This window comes from Rhizobium sp. GCM10022189, assembly GCF_042656325.1.
Classification (GTDB): Bacteria; Pseudomonadota; Alphaproteobacteria; order Rhizobiales; family Rhizobiaceae; genus Rhizobium.
This window is the reverse complement of sequence record NZ_JBHSOR010000006.1, coordinates 120,111-141,846: the sequence shown is the minus strand read 5'-3', so window position 1 is coordinate 141,846 and position 21,736 is coordinate 120,111. Positions and strand designations below refer to the sequence as shown.

Here is a 21,736-nt window from a genome sequence, read left to right as displayed (position 1 = left end):
GCTTTCCCGTCTTTCCCTGTCGTCTTCGTGTCGCGGCTGACTGGACCAGAATCTTGTCCGAATAAAGCCGGTACAAAAAACAAAGCGGGCCTTCCACTAAAAAGTAAAAGGCCCGCTGTCGAGAGTTCAGATCGTCAAAGATTTGGCATCGTCGCGCAAAGACGGGGCGCGATGCTTCCCGATCACAGGATGAAGCGCGACAAGTCGGTATTCTGCGCCAGATCCCCGACATGCTCACGCACGTAGGCGGCATCGATCTTCACATCCGTGCCGGCGCGATCCGGCGCGTTATAGGAAATGTCGTCCAGTACCCGCTCCATGACCGTCTGCAGACGACGCGCACCGATATTCTCGACGGAGGAGTTGAGGTGGACGGCGACGTCGGCCAGCGCATCGATGGCGTCGTCGGTGAAATCGAGGGTCAGGCTTTCGGTTTCCATCAGCGCCTTGTACTGGCGAATGAGGCTTGCCTCGGTTTCCGTCAGGATCCGTCGGAAGTCTTCCTTGTTCAGCGGACGCAGCTCGACGCGGATCGGCAGGCGGCCCTGCAGTTCCGGCAGCAGGTCCGAAGGCTTGGCGACATGGAAGGCGCCCGAGGCGATGAAGAGGATGTGATCCGTCTTTACCGGACCGTATTTGGTCGAGACCGTCGTGCCTTCGACGAGCGGCAGCAGATCGCGCTGGACGCCTTCGCGGGATACGCCGGCACCGACGCCGCCGTCGCGGGCGGCGATCTTGTCGATTTCGTCAAGGAAGACGATGCCGTCGTTCTCGACCGAGCGGACGGCTTCGCGCTGGATGACTTCGTTGTCGATCAGCTTGTCGGATTCGTCGCGGATCAGGTCTGTGTAGGAGGCCTTCACGGTGGTGCGCACCTTCTTGGTGCGGCCGCCCATCGCCTTGCCGAACATTTCCGACAGATTCAGAACGCCGATATTGGCGCCCGGCATGCCGGGAATTTCAAAGCCGCCCATGCCCGAGCCGGTATCGGCCACTTCGATATCGATTTCCTTGTCGTCGAGTTCGCCGTTGCGCAGCTTCTTGCGGAAGCTTTCGCGCGTCGCAGGCGAAGCGGTCGCGCCGACCAGCGCATCGAGGACGCGCTCTTCGGCGCTCATATGGGCCTTGGCCTGAACCTCGGCGCGCTTCTTTTCACGCACGAGGCCGATGCCGACTTCGACGAGATCGCGAATGATCTGCTCGACGTCGCGGCCGACATAACCGACTTCGGTGAATTTCGTCGCTTCGACCTTGATGAAGGGAGCGCCTGCGAGCTTGGCGAGGCGACGGGAGATTTCCGTCTTGCCGACGCCAGTCGGGCCGATCATCAGGATATTCTTCGGCATGACTTCGTCGCGCAGGCTCGGGTCGAGCTGCTGGCGGCGCCAGCGGTTGCGCAGCGCAATCGCCACGGCGCGCTTGGCCTCATGCTGGCCGATAATGTAGCGGTCGAGCTCGGAGACGATCTCGCGGGGAGAAAAAGTGGTCATTGTCTATCATTCTCCTGGCGGTCCAGGGCCATCAGAAGCGCCCGGCCGTAGTTTGTATTTGTTTCGCCAAGTCTTTGAAAGCCCGCCTTGGCATAGGCCCTGATCGCGGAAATATTGTCGGGATGCGGATCGACCAGCACGCGGCTCTTGCCCCTTTCGAAAAGCTGCCGGCAAAAACCTCTCATGAAAGCCGGGCCGTGTCCTTTTCCCAGAAGCGTTTCGACGCCGATGAACTGGTCGATGCCGCAAGTGCCTTCGGGCTGGCCGTCCAGCGCGGCGTCGTCTTCCGCATCGAGATCCGCCATTTGAATATAGGCAAAATCCCCGCCGTCCAGCATCACCATATAGGGTTCGACCTGGGGATCACGCAGATGTTCCTCGATCGAAGCCAGTGCGTCGGCCGGCTCGCCCCACCAGCGGCGGACATGCGCCTTGTCAAGCCATTCGGCGAGAAGCGGCAGGTCGGCCGGTGTGACGGGACGGAAGACGTAGTCCGTCATTCCGCGTCCAGCGTTTCCACGATGACGTTGTGGTTGGTATAAACACAGATGTCGGCTGCGATATCGAGCGCGCGGCGGGCAATCTCCTCGGCGGACTTGTCGGTATCGGACAGCGCAAGCGCGGCGGCGAGCGCGAAATTGCCGCCCGAGCCGATTGCCGCGACGCCATGTTCGGGTTCCAGCACGTCACCGTTGCCGGTGATCGCCAGCGTCACCGATTTGTCGGCAACCAGCATCATGGCCTCGAGATTGCGCAGATAACGGTCGGTACGCCAATCCTTGGCGAGCTCGACGGCGGCGCGCATCAGCTGGCCGGGATATTGCTCCAGTTTCTTTTCAAGCCTTTCCAGAAGGGTGAAGGCATCGGCCGTCGCACCAGCGAAACCGGCGATCACTTCGCCCTTGCCGATGCGGCGAACCTTGCGGGCATTGCCCTTCATGACGGTCTGGCCGAGACTGACCTGGCCATCACCGGCCACCACGACCTTTCCGCCTTTTCGAACTGTAATAATCGTTGTCATCAAGCACCTGTTGCCCTAACACGCGGGCGGTTCCAGCGGGCCGAACACCGGCCCTGTCGAACCCTATGTAAGAGGGCCTGGCGCGATTGCAAATGGCCTTGCTTTTCTGACCCTGCGCTTCTGGATATTTCGGCATGCGCCTGATAAGGAACACCTTGATTTCAAGGAGAAAGCCATATGGCCGAGACCACCGCAAGCCGCACGGGCAGCGTTTCCCGCAAGACCAATGAGACGTCCATTTCCGTTTCCGTCAATCTCGACGGCACCGGCAAGTCGACGATTTCGACGGGCGTCGGCTTCTTCGACCATATGCTGGACCAGCTGTCGCGACATTCGCTGATCGACATGGAAATCGAGTCCAAAGGCGACCTGCATATCGACGACCATCACACGGTCGAGGATACCGGCATTGCCATCGGCCAGGCGATCGCCAAGGCGCTCGGCGACCGGCGCGGCATCACCCGCTACGCTTCGATCGATCTCGCCATGGACGAGACGATGACCAAGGCTGCCGTCGATCTCTCCGGCCGTCCCTTCCTCGTCTGGAACGTCTCTTTCAGCGCCCCGAAGATCGGCACTTTCGACACGGAACTGGTGCGCGAATTCTTCCAGGCGCTTGCCCAGAATGCCGGGATCACCCTGCATATTCTCAACCACTATGGTGCCAACAACCACCATATTGCAGAGACATGCTTCAAGGCCGTCGCCCGCGTCCTGCGCACGGCGACAGAGATCGATCCGAGGCAGGCGGGCCGTGTTCCTTCGACGAAGGGCACGCTTGCCTGAGCCCCAGCGGGGAGCATCAGATGGCATCCAGCTACGTTTTTCTTGTTCCGCCTGACGGTCAGCGTGAGGATATCCGCACGATCCGCGACGGTTTCTCCTGGCTTGCCTTTCTCTTTCCGTGGATCTGGCTGCTCGCCCATCGCCTCTGGCTTCATGCGATTATTGCCTTCGCACTACAGGCAGCCGGCGGCGTATTGACGGAAGAGCCGGGTTTCGGGCCGGCAGGCATGGCGCTCGCCTTCGCGGTCAATCTGTTCGTCGGATTCGAAGGACAGAATTTCCGCATCCGCAATCTCGCCGCGCTCGGCTGGCGCGAGGAGACCGCAATCGGCGCCGCCTCGATCGACCTTGCGGAAGAGATCTATTTTTCCAACATCGAGACCGGCGCGGATACGAAGGCGCCCGAATGGGATCAGGCCTCCGGCCCGCAGGCGCGGCAAGGCCATTCCACTTCGCTCGGTCTCTTCGGTTTTGACGGAGGACGCAAATAATGCGCGTCGCAATTATCGATTACGGCTCTGGCAACCTGCGCTCGGCCACCAAGGCCTTCGAACGCGCGGCCCGCGAAGCCGGCATCGAGGCCGAGATCAACCTGACGGACAAGGCGGACATCGTCGCCGCCGCCGACCGGATCGTGCTGCCGGGCGTCGGTGCCTATGCCGACTGCCGGCGCGGGCTCGACGCCGTGCCCGGCATGACGGAAGCGCTGATTGAAGCGGTTGAGAAGAAAGCCCGCCCCTTCCTCGGCATTTGCGTCGGCATGCAGCTCATGTCTTCGCGCGGTCTCGAAAAGACGATGACTCAGGGTCTTGGCTGGGTGCCGGGCGATGTGGTGGAGATGACGCCCGCCGATCCGGAACTGAAGATTCCGCAGATCGGCTGGAACACGCTCGACCTGAAAGTTGAGCATCCGCTCTTCGCAGGCATTCCAACCGGGCCGGACGGGCTGCACGCCTATTTCGTGCATTCCTACCATCTCGCTGCCCAGAACGCCGGCGATGTAATCGCGACAACCGACTACGGCGGCCCGATGACGGCCTTCGTCGGCCGGGACAATATGGCCGGGTCGCAGTTCCACCCGGAGAAAAGCCAGAAACTCGGGCTGGCGCTGATCGCGAATTTCCTGCACTGGGCGCCGTAAGGGCTGGCTTTTAATACGGGCGCCTTATTTCCCCTGTAAGTGAGGGGCGGAGACAGGAGCGCGCGATGCCGGCTTCGCAGAAATCAGGCAAGATATTCTACCGGGTGCGACCCGCCAGAGAGGGCCAGCCGCCCTTCGTCGATATCCGGCTGCCCGGCGGCGCGATCATCCGCCAGGTCGACGAAGCTCTGCATCGCAAAGCGCTCGCCAATGCGGCGAAGGCTCTGAAAGAGAGGCTCGGTGGCTGATGCAGGACATCTTTCCGGGAAAGGAGAATTCGAGGCTGCGTTCGGACGAGGTCAGTTCGGGCGATCTCGCCGAAGCCGTGCTCGAATTCTATATCGAAGGCGAGGACGACCTGATCGGGCTGCTCGCCTATGCGCTTTATGAACGCCAAAAACGCGATTTCGTCGTCAGCTACCGCAAGCGCAATGCCGGCCGCTCGCCCAACGAGACGGAAATCGCGGCCGTTACCAGCAACTACCTTTCCGCCGATCTGCGCAATACGCTGCGCGACCGCGCCTCGCAGATCCTGTCGAGCTACGCCGAAACCTATGTCGAGGCGATGGAACCGCAGATCCAGCTCGTCGCCACCAACAGCGCGGCGTTGCAACAGGCGCGCGATATCGAAAAGACGGTGCGAAAGAGCACCGGCTTCTGGCGACAGGTGCGGGTAGGCTTCACCATCAGTCTGCTGCTGGTCCTGCTTTTTGCCGCAATCACCATTGCCGCTGTCTTTTTTCGTTCGGATATCGTAGATGCGTGGAATGCACTGAGAGTGCCTACGACGCTACGGACCTGAGACGAATGATCCTTTTTCCCGCGATCGACCTGAAGGGCGGACAATGCGTGCGCCTGAAGCTCGGCGACATGCAACAGGCAACGGTCTACAACACCGATCCGGCCGCCCAGGCGAAATCCTTTGAAGAGCAGGGTTTCGAATGGCTGCACGTGGTCGATCTCGACGGCGCCTTTGCAGGACATTCCGCCAACGGCAATGCGGTCGAGGCGATCCTGAAGTCCACGAAAAACCCGGTTCAGCTCGGCGGCGGCATCCGCACGCTTGATCATATCGAGAGCTGGCTGTCGCGCGGGCTGCGCCGCGTCATCCTCGGCACCGTTGCCGTGCGTGATCCGGCGCTTGTCATCGAGGCCTGCAAAAAGTTTCCGGGCCGGGTCGCCGTCGGCATCGACGCAAAGGGCGGCAAGGTTGCCGTCGAAGGCTGGGCGGAGGCGTCCGAACTCGGCATAATCGAGCTTGCGAAGAAATTCGAGGGCGCGGGCGTCGCCGCGATCATCTATACTGACATCGACCGCGACGGCATCCTGACCGGTATCAACTGGACATCGACGCTGGAACTGGCGGACGCCGTTTCCATTCCGGTCATCGCTTCGGGCGGCCTCGCCTCGATCGACGACATCAGGCGGATGCTGCAGCCGGACGCCCGCAAGCTCGAAGGCGCGATCTCCGGCCGTGCCCTCTATGATGGCCGTATCGATCCCGAGGAGGCGCTCGAGCTTATCCGGGCCGCGCGGGCGAAGGAGAGTGCAGAATGAGCCTGAAAGCCCGCGTGATCCCCTGCCTCGACGTCAAGGACGGCCGTGTCGTCAAGGGCGTCAATTTCCTCAATCTGGTCGATGCCGGCGATCCTGTCGAAGCGGCCAAGGCCTATGATGCGGCCGGAGCCGACGAGCTCTGCTTCCTCGACATCACGGCCTCTTCGGACAATCGCGAGACGATCTTCGACGTCGTGGCACGCACGGCCGAACAGTGCTTCATGCCGCTCACCGTCGGCGGCGGCGTTCGCACCATCGCCGATATCCGCAAGCTTCTGCTTTGCGGAGCCGACAAGGTCTCGATCAATTCGGCGGCGGTCAACAATCCGGATTTCGTCGCTGAGGCGGCCGACAAGTTCGGCGACCAGTGCATCGTCGTGTCGATCGATGCCAAGCGCCGGCGCACGCAGCAGGTCGGCGGCGACAATCTCAGCGCCTGGGAAATCTATACACACGGCGGCCGCAACGCGACCGGCATCGACGCGGTGGAATTTGCCCGGAAGATGGTTGCCCGTGGCGCCGGTGAACTTCTCGTCACCTCCATGGACCGTGACGGCACGAAGATCGGCTACGACCTGGAGCTGACGCGGGCGATTGCCGATTCCGTGCGTGTTCCCGTCATCGCGTCCGGCGGCGTCGGGGATCTCGACGATCTCGTGGCCGGCGTGAAGGACGGCCATGCCAATGCGGTGCTCGCCGCATCGATCTTCCACTTCGGCACCTATTCCGTCGGCGAAGCGAAACACTATATGTCCGAGCGCGGCATCGCGATGCGCCTCGACTGAGTTTGAAAGCAGTATCATGAGCGGATTTTCCCTTTCCGACCTCGAACGGATCGTCGAAGAGCGGGCGAAGGCCTCTCCGGACGAATCCTGGACCGCCAAACTGGTGGCCGGCGGACAGCAGAAAGCAGCCAAGAAACTGGGCGAGGAGGCAATCGAAGCCGTGATGGCGGCCGTCGCCAACGACCGCGAAAACCTCACCTACGAAGCAGCCGACGTTCTCTATCACCTATTGGTCGTATTGAAGATTGCTGAAATACCGCTAGAGAATGTCATGACCGAACTTGCGCGGCGGACCGCGCAATCCGGCCTCAAGGAAAAGGCCAGCCGGCAAAGTTCATGAGCATCGCAACGCAGATTATCGGAGTGGCGGAAAAGGTGGATGACTTCCAGACCGCTTCTTATTCTCCCTACCATTTCTTCAGCTCGGATCAGTGGGCAAAGTTTCGAGCCGATACGCCGCTGACGCTGACTGCGGACGAGGTCAAACGGCTGCGCTCGATGGGCGATCCGATCGACCTCGACGAAGTCCGGCGCATCTATCTGTCGCTGTCGCGCCTGCTTTCGGCCCATGTGGAATCCTCGCAGCTGCTGTTTGAGCAGCGCAACCGATTCCTCAGCCTCTCGAATGTAACGAAGACGCCCTTCGTGATCGGCATTGCCGGCTCGGTGGCCGTCGGCAAATCCACGACGGCGCGTATCCTGAAGGAACTGCTCGGCCGCTGGCCTTCCAGCCCGAAAGTCGATCTCGTCACGACGGACGGTTTTCTCTATCCGAACGCGGTGCTGAAGCGCGAGAACCTGATGCAGCGCAAGGGTTTTCCGGAGAGTTACGACACCGGCGCGATCCTGCGTTTCCTGTCGGCGATCAAGGCCGGCCTGCCGGACGTGAAGGCACCTTCCTACTCGCATCTCGTCTATGACGTGCTGCCGGACGAATACAAGATCGTCGACCGGCCGGATATTCTGATCTTCGAGGGCATCAACGTCCTGCAGTCGCGGGACCTGCCGGCCGACGGCAAGATCGTGCCGATGGTATCCGACTTCTTCGACTTCTCGATCTATATCGACGCCGAGGAGACGCAGATCCACAACTGGTATGTGACACGCTTCATGCGGCTCAGGGAAACGGCCTTCCGGGACCCGAATTCCTACTTTCACCGTTATGCGTCGATCAGCGAGGAAGAAGCGGTTGCGATCGCCGAAGACCTCTGGGCAAATATCAACCTGAAAAACCTGCGCCAGAACATCCTGCCGACGCGCCCGCGCGCCGATCTCATCCTGCGCAAGGGCAAGGATCACCTGATCGAGCAGGTGGCGCTGCGCAAGCTCTGAACGGCGCGAGTTAAGGATTGACGCGGCGGAGCGTCAGGTTGATGCGGCCGCCGTTCTTCAGAAGTGTCGAGGTGGCCGGATAGATGCGGTCGACGCCGTGAAAGCAGAGCCGCCCCTGCCCACCCAATACGACCAGATCGCCGCTGGCGAGCTTGAAAGACACGGTCCTGTCGTTGCGGTTCAGGCCGCCGATGCGAAACAGACAGGCATTGCCGAGGGAGATCGAGACGACCGGCGCTTTCAGGTCCTTCTCGTCCTTGTCCTGATGCAGGCCCATGCGCGCCTCATCGGTATAGAAATTGACAAGGCAAGCTTCCGGCTCCCTGTCGTAGCCTGAAGCATCGTTCCATATCTCAAGCAGTTCGCGGGGGATTGCCGGCCACGGCCTGCCGGTCGCCGGATGTAGCGGCTGGTAGCGGTAGCCTCGTTCCTTGTCCGTTACCCAGCCAAGCGATCCGCAATTTGTCATCCGCACCGACATCGGCTTGCCGGTGCCCGGCATGACCGGTACATAAAGCGGCGCCTCCGCTACAATCGTCCTGATGATGCCGACCAGCGCCTCCTGGCGGGCACGATCGAGATATTCCGGCAGATGGCGGATACCGCTCAGAAGCTCCGGCATATCACTCTCCGCCGCCTGGCCTGCCGCGCATCTTCTTGACTTCCGAACGGCCGGATTTTTCCTTCAGGCGCCGCTCGATCGAGCCTTTTGTCGGCTTGGTCTTCTTGCGCGGCGGCGGCGGCGGCTTGGCGGCCTCGATGATCAGTTCCTTCAGCCGCTCGCGCGCATCTTCGCGATTGCGGTCCTGGCTGCGGAAACGACTTGCCTCGATCATCAACACGCCGTCCTTCGACAGGCGCCTGCCGGCAAGCTTGATCGCATTGGCCTTGACCCGCTCGTTGAGCGAGGGCGAATTCTGGATGTTGAAGAAGAGCTGGACGGCGGTCGATACTTTGTTGACGTTCTGACCGCCAGGACCGCCCGCCAGAACGAACTGTTCCGTCAGCTCCCATCCGGCGATGGTAATCCTGTCATCGATATAGAGCGCGTCGCTGGCCATACCGCCTTCTAGCGCAGATCAGCGGGTATTGGGAAGCGCATGAGACCCGGCACAGGCACGACCGGAAACCCGGTGCTGAAAGAACCGGGTTTCACGTGAATCGCCAAAGGTTTATTGGCGAATTATTCGGCGGCGACCCTGGTGCCCGGAGCCGCGTCGCGCACACCGCCGTCGACATGGTCCTCGAACTTGGCGAAGTTGGCGATGAACATGGAAACCAGCTTTTCGGCCTGTGCGTCGTAAGCCTGCTTGTCGGCCCAGGTCGAGCGCGGATCGAGGATGCCGGTATCGACGCCTTCGACGGCCACCGGAACGGCAAAACCGAAGTTCGGATCGGTGCGAAGCTCGGCCTTGGCGAGTTCGCCCGAAAGGGCTGCCGTCAGCAGGGCGCGGGTAGCCTTGATCGGCATACGCTTGCCGACGCCGTAGGCGCCGCCGGTCCAGCCCGTATTGACGAGCCAGCACTGAACGCCGTGCCGGCCGATGAGCTCCTTCAGGAGATTGCCGTATTCGGCAGGATGGCGCGGCATGAAAGGCGCGCCGAAGCAGGTCGAGAAGGTTGCTTCCGGTTCCACGACACCCTTTTCCGTGCCGGCCACCTTGGCAGTGTAGCCGGAGAGGAAGTGATACATGGCCTGATCGGGCGTCAGCTTGGCGATCGGCGGCATGACGCCGAAGGCATCGGCCGTCAGCATGATGATCGTCTTCGGATGAGGCGCAAGCCCGGTTTCCGATGCGTTCGGGATGAAATGCATCGGATAGGCGCAACGGGTGTTCTCGGTGAGCGACGCATCATCGAAATCCGGTTGGCGATTTTCGTCGAGAACGACGTTTTCAAGCACAGTCCCGAAGCGCTGGGTCGTGGCGTAGATTTCCGGTTCGGCTTCGGCCGAAAGGCGAATGGTCTTGGCATAGCAGCCGCCTTCGAAATTGAAGATGCCGTTTTCGCCCCAGCCGTGCTCGTCATCGCCGATCAGCGTACGGGCCGGATCGGCCGAAAGGGTCGTCTTGCCTGTGCCCGAGAGGCCGAAGAAGACCGCCGCATCGCCAGCCGGGCCGACATTGGCCGAGCAGTGCATCGGCATGACACCCCTTTCGGGCAGCAGATAGTTCAGCACGGTAAAGACCGATTTCTTCATCTCCCCGGCATAGGAGGTGCCGGCGATCAGCACGATGCCGTTCGTCAGATCGCAGGCGATCACCGTTTCGGTGCGGCAGCCGTGACGCTCCGGCTCGGCCTTGAAGCTCGGCAGGTCGATGATCGTCAGCTTCGGCGCGAAGCTCGCGAGCGCGTCAGCCTTCGGACGGATCAACAGGTTGCGGATGAAGAGCGAGTGCCAGGCGAATTCGGTCACAACGCGGGTCGGCAGCGCCTGGCCCGCATCGGCGCCGCCGATGAGATCCTGCACGAAGAGATCCTTGTCGGCGGCATGGGCCAGCATGTCCTTATGGAGCAGAGCAAAATGCTCCGGCGACATCGGCTTGTTGTTGTCCCACCAGATCTGACCATCGGTCTTCTCGTCGCGGACGACGAACTTGTCCTTCGGCGAGCGGCCGGTGTGCTGGCCGGTCACTGCGCGAAGAGCGCCCTGGGCTGTCAGTTCGGCTTCTCCCCGGCGAATCGATTCCTCGTAGAGAAGAGCGGCGGAGAGGTTGTAGCGGACGCTCCGTGCGCCGCCGAAACCGATCGTCGCCAGCTCGATTGCCTGGTTGTGAACTCCGAACGTCTCCATAGCTTTTCCCTTCGCTGAGGCGCCTTGGCCGTTAAAATCAGCGCGAAAGTAAGAGGAGAATTTTTAAATGGCAATAGGCAGAATCTTAGAAAATGCAGCAATATCAAATAATTAATCGATTTAAATTTCTGCATTCTGTTTTAAATCGTTTGAAGACCTCCTGTTGAAACAAGTTGTCGCACCACTTTAGGTTGCGCGCCATACAGGCTGGCAATCTACCCCTTTATCTTTGCCACAATTTGTTCCACCTTTATCCTCCATAAGCGCAACCGGTCACGAAGACCGCCTGGGGATGACCAATCCGGGAGATTGCGCACTGATGACGGAGACGAACACCATGCCGACAATCGCGCTCGTTGACGACGACCGCAACATTCTCACTTCCGTGTCGATTGCACTGGAAGCTGAAGGATATAAGGTCGAAACCTATACGGATGGCGCTTCGGCGCTCGATGGTCTGCTCGCGCGCCCGCCGCAGCTGGCGATCTTCGATATCAAGATGCCGCGTATGGACGGCATGGAGCTGTTGCGCCGTCTTCGCCAGAAGTCGGACATGCCCGTCATCTTCCTCACCTCCAAGGACGAAGAGATAGACGAGCTCTTCGGCCTGAAGATGGGCGCCGACGACTTCATCACCAAGCCCTTCTCGCAGCGTCTGCTGGTCGAGCGCGTTCGCGCCGTGCTGCGTCGTGCGTCGAGCCGCGAGGCGGCTGCCGCCGGCGGCAGTGCCGCAGCCGGCGCGCCGAAAGCCGGAGCGGTTCAGCAGGCCCGGTCGCTCGAGCGCGGCCAGCTGGTCATGGACCAGGAGCGCCACACCTGCACCTGGAAGGGCGAGGCCGTCACCCTGACCGTCACCGAATTCCTGATTCTGCATTCGCTGGCGCAGCGCCCGGGTGTGGTGAAAAGCCGCGACGCCCTGATGGATGCCGCCTACGACGAACAGGTGTATGTTGATGACCGCACCATCGACAGCCACATCAAGCGGCTGCGCAAGAAGTTCAAGATGGTCGATACTGACTTTGATATGATTGAAACGCTTTACGGTGTGGGGTACCGCTTCCGCGAAGCAGCCTGACGCCTCGCAGCGCAGGAAGAGACGAACGAGGGTGGCGGGCCGGGCAGACTGGCCCCGCCCTCCGAAAGGGCCGTGATTGGCACAGTTGGTGCAGGAAAGGGATCTGGATGATGCGGAGGGCGTGAGCACCCGACGCGTCAGGGGCCGGCGTTGGTCGCATCCCTTCACCCTGATCCGCCGCATCTTCGGCAATGCCGTCTTTTCCAGCCTGACGCGCCGCATCGTCTTCTTCAACCTTGCGGCCCTGCTCGTTCTCGTCGGCGGCATTCTCTACCTCAACCAGTTCCGAGAAGGCCTGATCGACGCACGCGTCGAAAGCCTGCTGACGCAAGGCGAAATCATTGCCGGCGCGGTTTCGGCATCGGCCTCCGTCGACACGAACTCGATCACCATCGATCCGCAGAAGCTGCTCGAACTGCAGGCCGGCCAGAGCATTACGCCGGTGCCGAACGACGAGGACCTCGAATTTCCGATCGACCCGGAGAAAGTGGCGCCGGTTCTGCGCCGGCTGATCTCGCCCACCCGCACGCGCGCCCGCATCTTCGACGCCGATGCCAACCTGCTGCTCGATTCCCGCCACCTCTATTCGCGTGGCCAGGTCCTGCGCTTCGACCTGCCGCCGGTGGAAGAGGAAAAACAGACCTGGAGTGAATGGTTCACGGCTCTCTTCAACAAGGCCCTGCAGCCGGGCAATCTTCCTGTCTACAAGGAAGCGCCCGGTGGTGACGGCTCCATCTATCCGGAAGTGATGAATGCGCTGACGGGCGTGCGCGGTGCGGTGGTGCGCACGACCGAAAAGGGCGAACTCATCGTCTCGGTTGCCGTGCCGATCCAGCGCTTCCGCGCCGTGCTCGGCGTATTGCTGCTGTCGACGCAGGCCGGCGATATCGACAATATCGTGCATGCCGAGCGTCTTGCCATCATGCGTGTCTTCGGTGTCGCCACGCTCGTCAACGTACTCCTGTCGCTGGTTCTCTCGTCGACCATCGCCAATCCGCTGCGCCGGCTTTCGGCGGCCGCGATCCGCGTGCGCCGCGGCGCCAAGGAGCGTGAGGAGATTCCTGATTTCTCCGTACGCCAGGATGAAATCGGCAACCTTTCCATCGCGCTGCGCGAGATGACGACCGCCCTCTATGACCGGATCGACGCGATCGAGAGCTTCGCGGCCGATGTCAGCCACGAGCTGAAGAACCCGCTGACCTCGCTGCGCAGCGCCGTCGAAACGCTGCCGCTTGCCAAGTCCGACGATTCCAAGAAGCGGCTGATGGACGTTATCCAGCACGATGTCCGCCGTCTCGACCGCCTGATCAGCGATATTTCGGACGCATCCCGCCTCGATGCCGAGCTTGCGCGCGTCGATGCCGGCTCCGTCGATCTGGAAGTGCTGCTGCGCGACCTGATCGACGTGTCGCGCCAGATCCGCAATACCAAGAAACAGGTCGAAATCGAATATGTCGTGGACCGCAAGCCGAACGTGAAGACGCGTTTCGTCGTCAATGGACACGACCTGCGCATCGGCCAGATCATCACCAACCTGATCGAAAACGCGCGCTCCTTCGTGCCCGAACACAACGGCAAGATCACGGTCCGCCTTGTCCGCACCCGCTCACGCTGCGTCGTCTATATCGAAGACAACGGTCCGGGCATCCAGGCGGAGAATATCGACCGCATCTTCGAACGCTTCTATACCGACCGGCCGGAATCCGAGGGCTTCGGCCAGAATTCCGGCCTCGGACTTTCCATCAGCCGACAGATCGCCGAGGCGCATGGCGGCTCGCTGCGAGCCGAAAACATCGTCGACGACGAGAGCGGCAAACTGCTTGGCGCCCGCTTCATCCTTGCCCTTCCGGCCGATGCCGCAGCATGATCAACATCCACGCCACCGCAATCGTCATTGGAAAGACCGGCCTCCTTTTCACCGGTCCCTCGGGCTGGGGCAAGTCGATGACCGCCTTTACCTGCATGGCGGAGGCGCGCCGGCAGGGTATTTTTTCCGCTCTGGTCGCTGACGATCAGGTGCTTCTTTCGAAGGATGGCGGAGCCGTCACTGCCGCTTGCCCGCTTTCCATTGCCGGGCTTATCGAATTGCGCGGAACAGGGATCGTAAAGCAGGCCCATATCGCCCAGGCGGCGATGCATTTTGCGGTCCTGCCGGCCAGCGCCACAGGCGAAGACCGCCTCCCCGCTGATGGCGAAACCGTCGTTCTTGCCGAGGGTTTCGAACTGCCTGCGCTGCGATTGCTGCCCAATCTTCCGCTGCCTCTTGCCGTACTGATGGCAAAAGCGCCGGAAATCGGAAGTTGAAGCCTTCCGGACGGTCCGAGACGGACTATACGTTTGTATTTTTATCTTGCACTTCGGCTTTTGATCGCCAAGATGTGCCCCCACCGGTGGACGTAATTGCTGCGTTGCGATATTGGGGCCACCGTTTGCGTATGCCATGGGAGCAGTAATATCATGATCGGACTTGTGCTTGTCACTCATGGCAAGCTGGCTGAAGAGTTTCGTCATGCCGTAGAGCACGTCGTCGGTCCTCAGAAATTCATCGAGACGGTCTGCATCGGACCGGAAGACGACATGGACCAGAGACGACAGGACATTCTCGAAGCCGTTTCCGGCGCAGACGACGGCCATGGCGTCGTCATTCTCACCGACATGTTCGGCGGTACACCTTCCAACCTCGCCATCTCGGTGATGAGCAGTGGCCACACCGAAGTGATTGCCGGCGTCAATCTGCCGATGCTGATCAAGCTTGCCGGCGTGCGCGGCGAAAACAATATGGAAAAGGCGCTTGCCGAAGCTTCGGAAGCAGGCCGCAAATATATCAACGTTGCAAGCCGGGTTCTGAGCGGAAAGTAAGAAGCCTCCATGACACCGCTCTCCCGGGAACTCCTCATCATCAACAAACGCGGCCTGCATGCGCGCGCTTCGGCAAAGTTTGTCCAGACGGTCGATGCCTTCGATGCGACGATCACCGTTTCCAAGGACGGCATGACGGTGGGCGGCACGTCCATCATGGGCCTCATGATGCTTGCGGCAAGCCCAGGCTCCAGCGTCATCGTTTCGGCCACCGGCAATCAGGCCGTTGAAGCGCTGGACGCCCTCGACCAGCTGATCCAGAACAAGTTCGGCGAAGAGATCTGACCTTCGCGACATATAAAGATATAAAGACTTCTTTATATCCCCGTTGCCTTCACGGTCGAAGCCTGCTAAACGGCGGGCATGACGTGCATCCCGCACCCGTTCCAACCGTTGCGGTCATCGTCGCGCCTTTGCGATGTGTTTGAGACGTTTTCAGCCTGGAGAGCCTTATGAGCACTGAAAAAGATTATGTCGTCGCCGATATCGGCCTTGCGGATTTCGGCCGCAAAGAAATTTCGATCGCCGAAACCGAAATGCCGGGCCTCATGTCGTGCCGCGCGGAATTTGGCGAAACCAAGCCGCTGAAGGGCGCGCGCATCACCGGTTCGCTGCATATGACGATCCAGACCGCCGTTCTCATCGAGACGCTGGTGGCCCTCGGCGCCGAAGTTCGCTGGGCCTCGTGCAACATCTTCTCGACGCAGGACCATGCCGCGGCAGCCATCGCGGCGGCCGGCATTCCGGTCTTCGCCGTCAAGGGCGAATCCCTCGTCGATTACTGGAACTACACCGACAAGATCTTCCAGTGGACCGATGGCGGCTTCTCCAACATGATCCTCGATGACGGCGGCGACGCCACCATGTACATCCTGCTCGGCGCGCGCGCCGAAGCCGGTGAGGACGTTCTCTCCAAGCCGCATTCCGAGGAAGAGGAAATCCTCTTCGCGCAGATCAAGAAGCGTCTGGCAGCAACGCCCGGCTGGTTCACCAAGCAGCGTGAGGCCATCAAGGGCGTTACCGAAGAGACCACGACGGGCGTCAACCGTCTCTATCAGCTCAGCCAGAAGGGCCTGCTGCCCTTCCCGGCCATCAACGTCAACGATTCCGTCACCAAGTCGAAGTTCGACAACAAGTACGGCTGCAAGGAATCGCTGGTTGACGGTATCCGCCGCGGCACCGACGTGATGATGGCCGGCAAGGTTGCCGTCGTCTGCGGTTACGGCGACGTCGGCAAGGGTTCTGCCGCTTCGCTTTCCGGCGCCGGCGCCCGCGTCAAGGTGACGGAAGCCGATCCGATCTGCGCCCTGCAGGCCGCCATGGACGGTTACGAAGTCGTTCTGCTCGAGGACGTCGTTTCCTCCGCCGATATCTTCATCACCACCACCGGCAACAAGGACGTCATCCGCATCGACCACATGCGTCAGATGAAGGACATGGCGATCGTCGGCAATATCGGCCATTTCGACAACGAAATCGAAGTGGCGGCACTGCGTAACCTGAAGTGGACGAACGTCAAGCCGCAGGTCGACCTGATCGAGTTCCCCAAGGGCAATCGCATCATCCTTCTCTCCGAAGGCCGCCTCCTGAACCTCGGCAACGCGACGGGCCATCCGTCCTTCGTCATGTCGGCTTCGTTCACCAACCAGACGCTGGCGCAGATCGAGCTCTTCACCAAGCCCGGCCAGTACGAGAACAAGGTCTACATCCTGCCGAAGCACCTCGACGAGAAGGTCGCGCGCCTTCACCTCGACAAGCTCGGCGTGAAACTTACCCAGCTCAGCGAAGAGCAGGCTGCCTATATCGGCGTGAAGCCGCAGGGTCCGTTCAAGTCCGACCACTACAGATACTGATTTCATCCTCGATATCCACAAGATGTGGTGGCCCCGGCATTGACAAATGCCGGGGCTTATTTTTTAGGCGCTCTCTTTCCGACGATTCCCTTCCGAAGTATTGTTTTAAGACTTGATTCGTGGCTTCGGAGCTCTCCGTTTTCCACGAAAATGGGATGTCTTGTCGTGATGCGGCACATTAAAGGACGGAGACATACCGCGGATGTCGGAAATGAAACACAGCCTGCCCGGACAGGCGGAGGATAGCGCTTACGCCGCTGACCGCCCGCTTCAGGCAGGCCAAAAACATAGGTTTGCCACGGCCCCTATGGCCGCAAGGCAAAGGCCGTGGTCTTTGGCCCGTATTGCGAAGCTGTGCGCTGCGAGCACCGCTGCCGCCCTACCCGCCTGGCCGGTTCTGGCGCAGGCGCAGCCCGGCATTGGCGCATCGGCACATCTCTTTACCTCTTCGCAGGTTGTCGGCCTTTCCGTCGTCATAGGCGTCATTTCGGCTGCGCTGCTTTCGACGCTCTGGCTGGTGCGCCAGCGCGGCAATCTCGAAAATGAAAGCCGTGAGATCCGCTCGGCACTTTCGGATGCACAGCAGCGCATTTCACAATATCAGGCGCTCATCGCCGACAAGAACCGGCGCATCGTCATCTGGGACGGCGTCGCCCGGCCGGAACTGCTCGGCCAGCTTCCGCCGGAAACCGGCGCGCCGCAGGACAACGAATTCCTCGCCTTCGGCCTCTGGCTGAAAGCGCGATCGGCATCCGAGCTGGAGCGGGCGATCGGCCGCTTGCGCGAGCAGGCCGAGAGCTTCGACATGGTGGTCGAGACCATTCGCGACGAAGTGCTTGAGGCACAGGGCCGGGTTTCCGGCGGGCGTGCCTTCGTCCGCTTCGTGGCACTCAACAATCTGCGCGCCGAACTTGCCGAATTGAAGATCGAGCGGGACCGGCTGATGACGTCGATTTCCGCGTTTCAGAGCATGCTGGACGCCATCGACATGCCTGCCTGGCAGCGCGACACGGCCGGCCGCCTGACCTGGGTCAACCATGCCTACGGCGATGCAGTCGAGGCGCAGTCGCCCCAGCAGGCAATCAACGAGGGCCGCGAGATCCTGACGACGATCGCCCGCGAGCGCATCCGCGCCACGGCGACGCCGGAATCGCCGTTTCACGATACGATCTCAACCGTCGTGCGCGGCAACCGCACCTTTTTCGACGTCGTCGACGTGAAGGTCCCCAGCGGCTCGGCAGGCATTGCGGTCGATGTTTCGGATGTCGAAGCGGTGCGCGCCGAACTGGAACGCACGCTGAAGAGCCATGCCGAGACGCTCGACCATCTGGCAACGCCGGTTGCCATCTTCGACGGCGACCGCCGGCTGCAATTCTACAATCAGGCCTTCGTTTCGCTCTGGGAACTCGACATCTCGTTCCTCGAAAGCAAGCCCGACAACAGCGAACTTCTGGAGCGCCTGCGCGCCGCCAAGAAGCTTCCCGACCAGCTGAACTGGAAATCGTGGAAGGAAGCGGCGCTTTCCGTCTATCGTTCGCTCGATACGCAATCCGACCTCTGGCACCTGCCGAACGGGCAGACGCTGCGTGTCTTTGCCACCGCGCATCCGCAGGGCGGCGCCACCTGGGTTTTCGAGAACCTGACCGAACAGGTCGATCTCGAGACACGCTACAATACGCTGGTAAAGGTGCAGGGCGAGACGATCGACCACCTTTCGGAAGGTGTTGCCGTCTTCGGCCCCGATGGGCGCATTCGTCTTTCCAACCCGGCCTTCCGGGCTCTGTGGGGCATTACGGAGACGGAGGCCAAGCCCGGTACGCATATCCGCGCCATCGGCGAAGTCTGCGCGCCGTCCTATGACCAGCCCGACGGCTGGAAGACCTTTGCCGAGCTGATTACCAGCTTCGACGACGAGCGGCGCTCCAGCCAGGGAACGCTTGAGCTGCTGTCCGGCCTCGTGCTCGACTTCGCCGTGATCCCGCTGCCGAACGCGCAGACCATGCTGACTTTCGTCAACATGACCGACAGCGTCCGGGCCGAACGGGCGCTGACGGAAAAGAACGAGGCGCTGCGCAAGGCGGACGAGCTGAAGAACGATTTCGTGCAGCACGTCTCCTACGAGCTGCGCTCGCCGCTGACGAACATTATCGGCTTTACCGATCTGCTGCGCACGCCGGGCGTCGGGTCACTGAACGAACGGCAGGCCGAATATATCGACCATATCGCCACTTCCTCCTCGGTGCTTCTGACGCTCGTCAACGACATTCTCGATCTTGCGACCGTCGATGCCGGCATCATGCGGCTCAACTATGCGGAAATCGATCTCGCCGACCTGCTCGACGACGTTTCCATGCAGATCGCCGATCGGCTGCAGGAAAGCGGTGTTTCGCTTGAGATCACTGCACCTGCCTATCTCGGCTCGATCGTCGCCGATCCGCAGCGGCTGAAGCAGATCCTGCTGAAGCTTCTCGCCAATGCCGCCAACTTCTCGCCGGAAGGCGCGTCCATTTCGCTGGAATGCCGTCGGGAAGGCACGGATTTCGTCTTCTCCGTCCGCGATCGCGGTCCCGGTATTTCTCCCGAAATGGTCGCCACGGTCTTCGATCGTTTTGCAACCGGTGCGAAGAGCGGCAAACGTGGCGGCGCCGGGCTTGGACTTTCGATTGTGGACAGTTTCGTCAGCCTGCATAATGGCGAAGTCAGCATCGACAGCGAGCCCGGAAAGGGGACGACCGTGACCTGCCGCATCCCTTCCATCAACCTGCCGCATTCCGTCGCCGCCGAATGACGCAAGGCGACGTGATTTCGCTTCTACTGGAAGACGAGGCGGCAACGCTCCGCCTCGGCAACGATCTGGCGCTTGCCTTGAAAGCCGGCGATTGCCTGGCTCTCTCCGGCGATCTTGGGGCGGGAAAATCCTCCCTCGCACGCGCCTTCCTGCGGACGGTGGCCGAAGACGACGGGCTGGAAGTTCCAAGCCCGACCTTCACCCTCGTGCAATCCTACGAGCTGCGGATCCCGGTTTCACATTTCGATCTCTATCGGCTCGGCGACCCCTCGGAATTGACGGAACTCGGTTTCGATGAGGCGCTCGAAAACGGTATCTGCATCGTTGAATGGCCGGAAATGGCGGAAGGCGAACTGCCTGAAGGGCGCATATCGCTGCGGCTTGAACACGAAGGAAGCGGGCGGCGGGCCACGATCACGGCGCCGGAGCAAAGTGCGTCCCGTATCCGGCGCGTGCTCGCGATCCGCAGCTTTCTCGCCGATGCCGGCTATGGTGACGCCGAACGGCGGTTTCTGACGGGCGATGCATCGCTTCGCGCATACGAATATTTCCATCTCGGCGACGGCACGCGGAAAATCCTCATGGACTGGCGGCCACCGCCCGAAGGGCCGCCGATTTATGACGGCAAGCCCTATCCCAAGGTCGCCCACCTGGCGCAGGACGCCTATCCGTTCGTCGCGATCGCCGATGCGCTGCGCGAGCGTGGCTTTGCGACGCCGAAAATCGAGAAGGTCGATTACCAGCAGGGCATCCTGCTGATCGAGGATCTGGGCACCGAGGGCGTGCTGGACGATGAAGGCAGCCCGATCGTCGAGCGCTACCGGGAAAGCGTCGCCTGCCTTGCCCATCTTCACTCGATGCAGATCCCGCAGGATATCCCGGTCACGGCCACGCACACCCATCACATTCCGGAGTTCGATCGCACGGCGATGAAGATGGAAGTGCGTCTTCTGCTCGACTGGCACATTGCCTGGAAACGCGAAGCGCCTCCTTCAGATGCCGAGCGCGAGGAATATCTCGCGATCTGGGATCAGCTGATCGACGAGCTGCGGTCGGCTGAAAAGACCCTGCTTCTGCGTGATTTTCATTCGCCCAACATCATCTGGCGGGAGCATGAGAACGGCGTCCGCAAGATCGGCCTCATCGACTTTCAGGACGCGATGATCGGCCCGACCGCCTATGACCTTGCCTCCATCGTCCAGGACGCACGTGTGACGATCGAGCCCGACCTCTTCCGCCTGCTGATGGCCGATTATCTTTCGCTCCGGCGCGCGCAAGGCGGTTTCGACGAAGCCGGATTCATGAAGGCATGGGCCATCATGTCTGCGCAGCGCAATTGCAAGCTTGCCGGTCTCTGGGTGCGGCTCCTGCAGCGGGACGGCAAGCCCGGTTATCTGCAGCACATGCCGCGCACGCTTGCCTATCTCAAAGTGGCGCTGGAACATGAGACGCTTGCCCCCTTGCGCGAATGGTGCACAAGGGCTGGAATACTGCCAGTCGAATCATAGATCCGGACCAGCATGACCATCAGACAAGCCATGGTACTGGCCGCGGGCCTCGGAACCCGCATGCGCCCGATTACCGACACTATTCCGAAGCCTCTGGTGAAGATCGGCGGAAAGCCGATGATCGACTACGCGCTGGATTCGCTTGCCGAGGCCGGGGTCGAACAGGTTGCCGTCAATGTCCACCATTTTGCGGACCAGATGGAGGATCATCTGAAAAGCTATCGCGGGCTGGATATCCTCATTTCAGACGAGCGCGATGCGCTGATGAATTCCGGCGGAGGACTGGCGAAAGGCCTGAAGCTGCTCCGGCGGGAACCGGTTTTCGTCATGAACGCCGATCTTTTCTGGATCGGGGAGCCGGTCGGGCGGCCGAGCAATCTGCGGCGCTTAGCCGGATTCTTCGATGCCGAACGCATGGATATGGCGCTGCTCTGCGTGCGCATCGAGGACACGACGGGACATAACGGCAAGAACGACTTCAGCCTCGCTGCCGACGGTCGGCTGACGCGCTATCGCGACGATCCGTCCAACCCGGTCGTCTATGCCGGTGCCATCGTCATGAGCCCCGCGCTGCTCGACGATGCGCCCGAAGAGGCCTTCAACCTGAATATCTATTTCGACAAGGCGATCGCCCGCCGCCGGCTCTTCGGCATGATGATGGAAGGCCATTGGCTGACGGTCGGCACGCCTGATGCAATTGACGGTGCAGAGGAGACGATCCGGCGGTTCCGGACGTTTGCTTGATCG

The 21,736-nt window shown here is 61.1% G+C and carries 24 protein-coding genes; 18 read left to right on the top strand and 6 right to left on the bottom strand.

Annotation, left to right across the window (positions count from 1 at the left end; translation table 11 throughout):
- Nucleotides 1-182: 182 nt before the first annotated feature.
- The 3 genes from hslU to hslV are packed head-to-tail and all read right to left on the bottom strand — an operon-like array spanning nucleotide 183 to nucleotide 2,511.
- A complete protein-coding gene (gene hslU, locus ACFPWW_RS07355; RefSeq protein ID WP_112562665.1) occupies nucleotides 183-1,490 on the bottom strand; it encodes an ATP-dependent protease ATPase subunit HslU in 1,308 nt (435 codons plus the stop codon).
- A complete protein-coding gene (locus tag ACFPWW_RS07350; protein WP_112756169.1) occupies nucleotides 1,487-1,990 on the bottom strand; it encodes a GNAT family N-acetyltransferase in 504 nt (167 codons plus the stop codon). The genes hslU and ACFPWW_RS07350 overlap by 4 nt, the downstream gene beginning before the upstream one ends.
- Nucleotides 1,987-2,511, bottom strand: coding sequence for an ATP-dependent protease subunit HslV (hslV, locus tag ACFPWW_RS07345; RefSeq protein ID WP_112562661.1), 525 nt, complete (start codon nucleotides 2,509-2,511; stop codon nucleotides 1,987-1,989). Before hslV ends, ACFPWW_RS07350 begins: the two co-directional genes overlap by 4 nt.
- A 177-nt stretch (nucleotides 2,512-2,688) precedes the next feature.
- Between hslV and hisB the strand changes: the two genes are divergently transcribed.
- The 9 genes from hisB to coaA all read left to right on the top strand — a co-directional run bounded on the left by hisB (nucleotide 2,689) and on the right by coaA (nucleotide 8,112).
- A complete protein-coding gene (hisB, locus tag ACFPWW_RS07340; protein WP_113413149.1) occupies nucleotides 2,689-3,297 on the top strand; it encodes an imidazoleglycerol-phosphate dehydratase HisB in 609 nt (202 codons plus the stop codon).
- Nucleotides 3,298-3,317: 20 nt separating this feature from the next.
- Nucleotides 3,318-3,788, top strand: coding sequence for a DUF2628 domain-containing protein (locus ACFPWW_RS07335; RefSeq protein WP_377311233.1), 471 nt, complete (start codon nucleotides 3,318-3,320; stop codon nucleotides 3,786-3,788).
- Nucleotides 3,788-4,438, top strand: coding sequence for an imidazole glycerol phosphate synthase subunit HisH (gene hisH / locus ACFPWW_RS07330; RefSeq protein WP_377311232.1), 651 nt, complete (start codon nucleotides 3,788-3,790; stop codon nucleotides 4,436-4,438). Before ACFPWW_RS07335 ends, hisH begins: the two co-directional genes overlap by 1 nt.
- 65 nt (nucleotides 4,439-4,503) lie before the next feature.
- The gene (locus tag ACFPWW_RS07325; RefSeq protein ID WP_112702786.1) at nucleotides 4,504-4,686 is read left to right on the top strand and encodes a hypothetical protein; all 183 of its coding nucleotides are present in this window, start codon (nucleotides 4,504-4,506) and stop codon (nucleotides 4,684-4,686) included.
- The gene (locus ACFPWW_RS07320; RefSeq protein WP_377311231.1) at nucleotides 4,686-5,240 is read left to right on the top strand and encodes a hypothetical protein; all 555 of its coding nucleotides are present in this window, start codon (nucleotides 4,686-4,688) and stop codon (nucleotides 5,238-5,240) included. Before ACFPWW_RS07325 ends, ACFPWW_RS07320 begins: the two co-directional genes overlap by 1 nt.
- A gap of 5 nt (nucleotides 5,241-5,245) precedes the next feature.
- A complete protein-coding gene (gene hisA, locus ACFPWW_RS07315; RefSeq protein WP_112562648.1) occupies nucleotides 5,246-5,995 on the top strand; it encodes a 1-(5-phosphoribosyl)-5-[(5-phosphoribosylamino)methylideneamino]imidazole-4-carboxamide isomerase in 750 nt (249 codons plus the stop codon).
- On the top strand, nucleotides 5,992-6,780 hold the full coding sequence (hisF, locus tag ACFPWW_RS07310) for an imidazole glycerol phosphate synthase subunit HisF (protein ID WP_112702785.1): 789 nt from the start codon (nucleotides 5,992-5,994) through the stop codon (nucleotides 6,778-6,780). Before hisA ends, hisF begins: the two co-directional genes overlap by 4 nt.
- A gap of 16 nt (nucleotides 6,781-6,796) precedes the next feature.
- Nucleotides 6,797-7,120, top strand: coding sequence for a phosphoribosyl-ATP diphosphatase (locus tag ACFPWW_RS07305; RefSeq protein WP_112562644.1), 324 nt, complete (start codon nucleotides 6,797-6,799; stop codon nucleotides 7,118-7,120).
- Nucleotides 7,117-8,112: a type I pantothenate kinase gene (coaA, locus tag ACFPWW_RS07300; RefSeq protein ID WP_112562642.1), complete on the top strand. Its 996-nt coding sequence runs from the start codon at nucleotides 7,117-7,119 to the stop codon at nucleotides 8,110-8,112. Before ACFPWW_RS07305 ends, coaA begins: the two co-directional genes overlap by 4 nt.
- A gap of 10 nt (nucleotides 8,113-8,122) precedes the next feature.
- Here coaA and ACFPWW_RS07295 read toward each other — a convergent pair whose 3' ends face one another.
- The 3 genes from ACFPWW_RS07295 to ACFPWW_RS07285 all read right to left on the bottom strand — a co-directional run bounded on the left by ACFPWW_RS07295 (nucleotide 8,123) and on the right by ACFPWW_RS07285 (nucleotide 10,906).
- Complete coding sequence (locus tag ACFPWW_RS07295; protein WP_377311230.1) at nucleotides 8,123-8,734, bottom strand: alpha-ketoglutarate-dependent dioxygenase AlkB family protein; 612 nt, start codon at nucleotides 8,732-8,734, stop codon at nucleotides 8,123-8,125.
- A gap of 1 nt (nucleotide 8,735) precedes the next feature.
- Complete coding sequence (gene arfB / locus ACFPWW_RS07290) at nucleotides 8,736-9,173, bottom strand: alternative ribosome rescue aminoacyl-tRNA hydrolase ArfB (RefSeq protein WP_112562638.1); 438 nt, start codon at nucleotides 9,171-9,173, stop codon at nucleotides 8,736-8,738.
- Nucleotides 9,174-9,295: 122 nt separating this feature from the next.
- Nucleotides 9,296-10,906 (bottom strand): phosphoenolpyruvate carboxykinase, encoded by a 1,611-nt coding sequence (locus tag ACFPWW_RS07285; protein ID WP_112562636.1) that lies wholly within the window; start codon nucleotides 10,904-10,906, stop codon nucleotides 9,296-9,298.
- A 337-nt stretch (nucleotides 10,907-11,243) separates the two neighbouring features.
- On the opposite strand from ACFPWW_RS07285, the gene ACFPWW_RS07280 reads away from it, so the two are divergent.
- The 9 genes from ACFPWW_RS07280 to ACFPWW_RS07240 all read left to right on the top strand — a co-directional run bounded on the left by ACFPWW_RS07280 (nucleotide 11,244) and on the right by ACFPWW_RS07240 (nucleotide 21,733).
- Nucleotides 11,244-11,981, top strand: a complete 738-nt coding sequence (locus ACFPWW_RS07280) for a response regulator transcription factor (RefSeq protein ID WP_377311245.1) — start codon at nucleotides 11,244-11,246, stop codon at nucleotides 11,979-11,981.
- A 76-nt stretch (nucleotides 11,982-12,057) separates the two neighbouring features.
- Entirely contained in the window at nucleotides 12,058-13,848 is a 1,791-nt protein-coding gene (locus ACFPWW_RS07275) for a stimulus-sensing domain-containing protein (RefSeq protein ID WP_112562632.1), read from the top strand.
- Complete coding sequence (locus tag ACFPWW_RS07270; protein ID WP_377311229.1) at nucleotides 13,845-14,285, top strand: HPr kinase/phosphorylase; 441 nt, start codon at nucleotides 13,845-13,847, stop codon at nucleotides 14,283-14,285. The genes ACFPWW_RS07275 and ACFPWW_RS07270 overlap by 4 nt, the downstream gene beginning before the upstream one ends.
- Nucleotides 14,286-14,438: 153 nt before the next feature.
- A complete protein-coding gene (locus tag ACFPWW_RS07265) occupies nucleotides 14,439-14,840 on the top strand; it encodes a PTS sugar transporter subunit IIA (RefSeq protein ID WP_007813746.1) in 402 nt (133 codons plus the stop codon).
- Between the two features lie 9 nt (nucleotides 14,841-14,849).
- Nucleotides 14,850-15,125: an HPr family phosphocarrier protein gene (locus tag ACFPWW_RS07260; protein WP_112562628.1), complete on the top strand. Its 276-nt coding sequence runs from the start codon at nucleotides 14,850-14,852 to the stop codon at nucleotides 15,123-15,125.
- A gap of 167 nt (nucleotides 15,126-15,292) precedes the next feature.
- Nucleotides 15,293-16,693: an adenosylhomocysteinase gene (gene ahcY, locus ACFPWW_RS07255; RefSeq protein ID WP_112702779.1), complete on the top strand. Its 1,401-nt coding sequence runs from the start codon at nucleotides 15,293-15,295 to the stop codon at nucleotides 16,691-16,693.
- Between the two features lie 202 nt (nucleotides 16,694-16,895).
- On the top strand, nucleotides 16,896-19,481 hold the full coding sequence (locus tag ACFPWW_RS07250) for a PAS domain-containing sensor histidine kinase (RefSeq protein WP_377311228.1): 2,586 nt from the start codon (nucleotides 16,896-16,898) through the stop codon (nucleotides 19,479-19,481).
- Complete coding sequence (gene tsaE, locus ACFPWW_RS07245; RefSeq protein WP_377311227.1) at nucleotides 19,478-20,989, top strand: tRNA (adenosine(37)-N6)-threonylcarbamoyltransferase complex ATPase subunit type 1 TsaE; 1,512 nt, start codon at nucleotides 19,478-19,480, stop codon at nucleotides 20,987-20,989. Before ACFPWW_RS07250 ends, tsaE begins: the two co-directional genes overlap by 4 nt.
- A 12-nt stretch (nucleotides 20,990-21,001) precedes the next feature.
- Complete coding sequence (locus ACFPWW_RS07240; RefSeq protein ID WP_377311226.1) at nucleotides 21,002-21,733, top strand: nucleotidyltransferase family protein; 732 nt, start codon at nucleotides 21,002-21,004, stop codon at nucleotides 21,731-21,733.
- The last annotated feature ends 3 nt before the right edge of the window (nucleotides 21,734-21,736 follow it).

What these genes read in the sequence shown, in the direction of transcription:
- ACFPWW_RS07240 (WP_377311226.1), top strand. Translation starts at nt 21,002, where the DNA reads ATGACCATCAGACAAGCCATGGTACTGGCCGCGGGCCTCGGAACCCGC.
- ACFPWW_RS07270 (WP_377311229.1), top strand. Translation starts at nt 13,845, where the DNA reads ATGATCAACATCCACGCCACCGCAATCGTCATTGGAAAGACCGGCCTC.
- hisB (WP_113413149.1), top strand. Translation starts at nt 2,689, where the DNA reads ATGGCCGAGACCACCGCAAGCCGCACGGGCAGCGTTTCCCGCAAGACC.
- ACFPWW_RS07335 (WP_377311233.1), top strand. Translation starts at nt 3,318, where the DNA reads ATGGCATCCAGCTACGTTTTTCTTGTTCCGCCTGACGGTCAGCGTGAG.
- tsaE (WP_377311227.1), top strand. Translation starts at nt 19,478, where the DNA reads ATGACGCAAGGCGACGTGATTTCGCTTCTACTGGAAGACGAGGCGGCA.
- ACFPWW_RS07250 (WP_377311228.1), top strand. Translation starts at nt 16,896, where the DNA reads ATGTCGGAAATGAAACACAGCCTGCCCGGACAGGCGGAGGATAGCGCT.
- ACFPWW_RS07305 (WP_112562644.1), top strand. Translation starts at nt 6,797, where the DNA reads ATGAGCGGATTTTCCCTTTCCGACCTCGAACGGATCGTCGAAGAGCGG.
- ACFPWW_RS07295 (WP_377311230.1), bottom strand. Translation starts at nt 8,734, where the DNA reads ATGCCGGAGCTTCTGAGCGGTATCCGCCATCTGCCGGAATATCTCGAT.
- ACFPWW_RS07320 (WP_377311231.1), top strand. Translation starts at nt 4,686, where the DNA reads ATGCAGGACATCTTTCCGGGAAAGGAGAATTCGAGGCTGCGTTCGGAC.
- hslV (WP_112562661.1), bottom strand. Translation starts at nt 2,511, where the DNA reads ATGACAACGATTATTACAGTTCGAAAAGGCGGAAAGGTCGTGGTGGCC.
- hisH (WP_377311232.1), top strand. Translation starts at nt 3,788, where the DNA reads ATGCGCGTCGCAATTATCGATTACGGCTCTGGCAACCTGCGCTCGGCC.
- ACFPWW_RS07265 (WP_007813746.1), top strand. Translation starts at nt 14,439, where the DNA reads ATGATCGGACTTGTGCTTGTCACTCATGGCAAGCTGGCTGAAGAGTTT.
- ACFPWW_RS07280 (WP_377311245.1), top strand. Translation starts at nt 11,244, where the DNA reads ATGCCGACAATCGCGCTCGTTGACGACGACCGCAACATTCTCACTTCC.
- hisF (WP_112702785.1), top strand. Translation starts at nt 5,992, where the DNA reads ATGAGCCTGAAAGCCCGCGTGATCCCCTGCCTCGACGTCAAGGACGGC.
- ACFPWW_RS07260 (WP_112562628.1), top strand. Translation starts at nt 14,850, where the DNA reads ATGACACCGCTCTCCCGGGAACTCCTCATCATCAACAAACGCGGCCTG.
- ACFPWW_RS07350 (WP_112756169.1), bottom strand. Translation starts at nt 1,990, where the DNA reads ATGACGGACTACGTCTTCCGTCCCGTCACACCGGCCGACCTGCCGCTT.
- arfB (WP_112562638.1), bottom strand. Translation starts at nt 9,173, where the DNA reads ATGGCCAGCGACGCGCTCTATATCGATGACAGGATTACCATCGCCGGA.
- hisA (WP_112562648.1), top strand. Translation starts at nt 5,246, where the DNA reads ATGATCCTTTTTCCCGCGATCGACCTGAAGGGCGGACAATGCGTGCGC.
- coaA (WP_112562642.1), top strand. Translation starts at nt 7,117, where the DNA reads ATGAGCATCGCAACGCAGATTATCGGAGTGGCGGAAAAGGTGGATGAC.
- ACFPWW_RS07285 (WP_112562636.1), bottom strand. Translation starts at nt 10,906, where the DNA reads ATGGAGACGTTCGGAGTTCACAACCAGGCAATCGAGCTGGCGACGATC.
- hslU (WP_112562665.1), bottom strand. Translation starts at nt 1,490, where the DNA reads ATGACCACTTTTTCTCCCCGCGAGATCGTCTCCGAGCTCGACCGCTAC.
- ahcY (WP_112702779.1), top strand. Translation starts at nt 15,293, where the DNA reads ATGAGCACTGAAAAAGATTATGTCGTCGCCGATATCGGCCTTGCGGAT.
- ACFPWW_RS07325 (WP_112702786.1), top strand. Translation starts at nt 4,504, where the DNA reads ATGCCGGCTTCGCAGAAATCAGGCAAGATATTCTACCGGGTGCGACCC.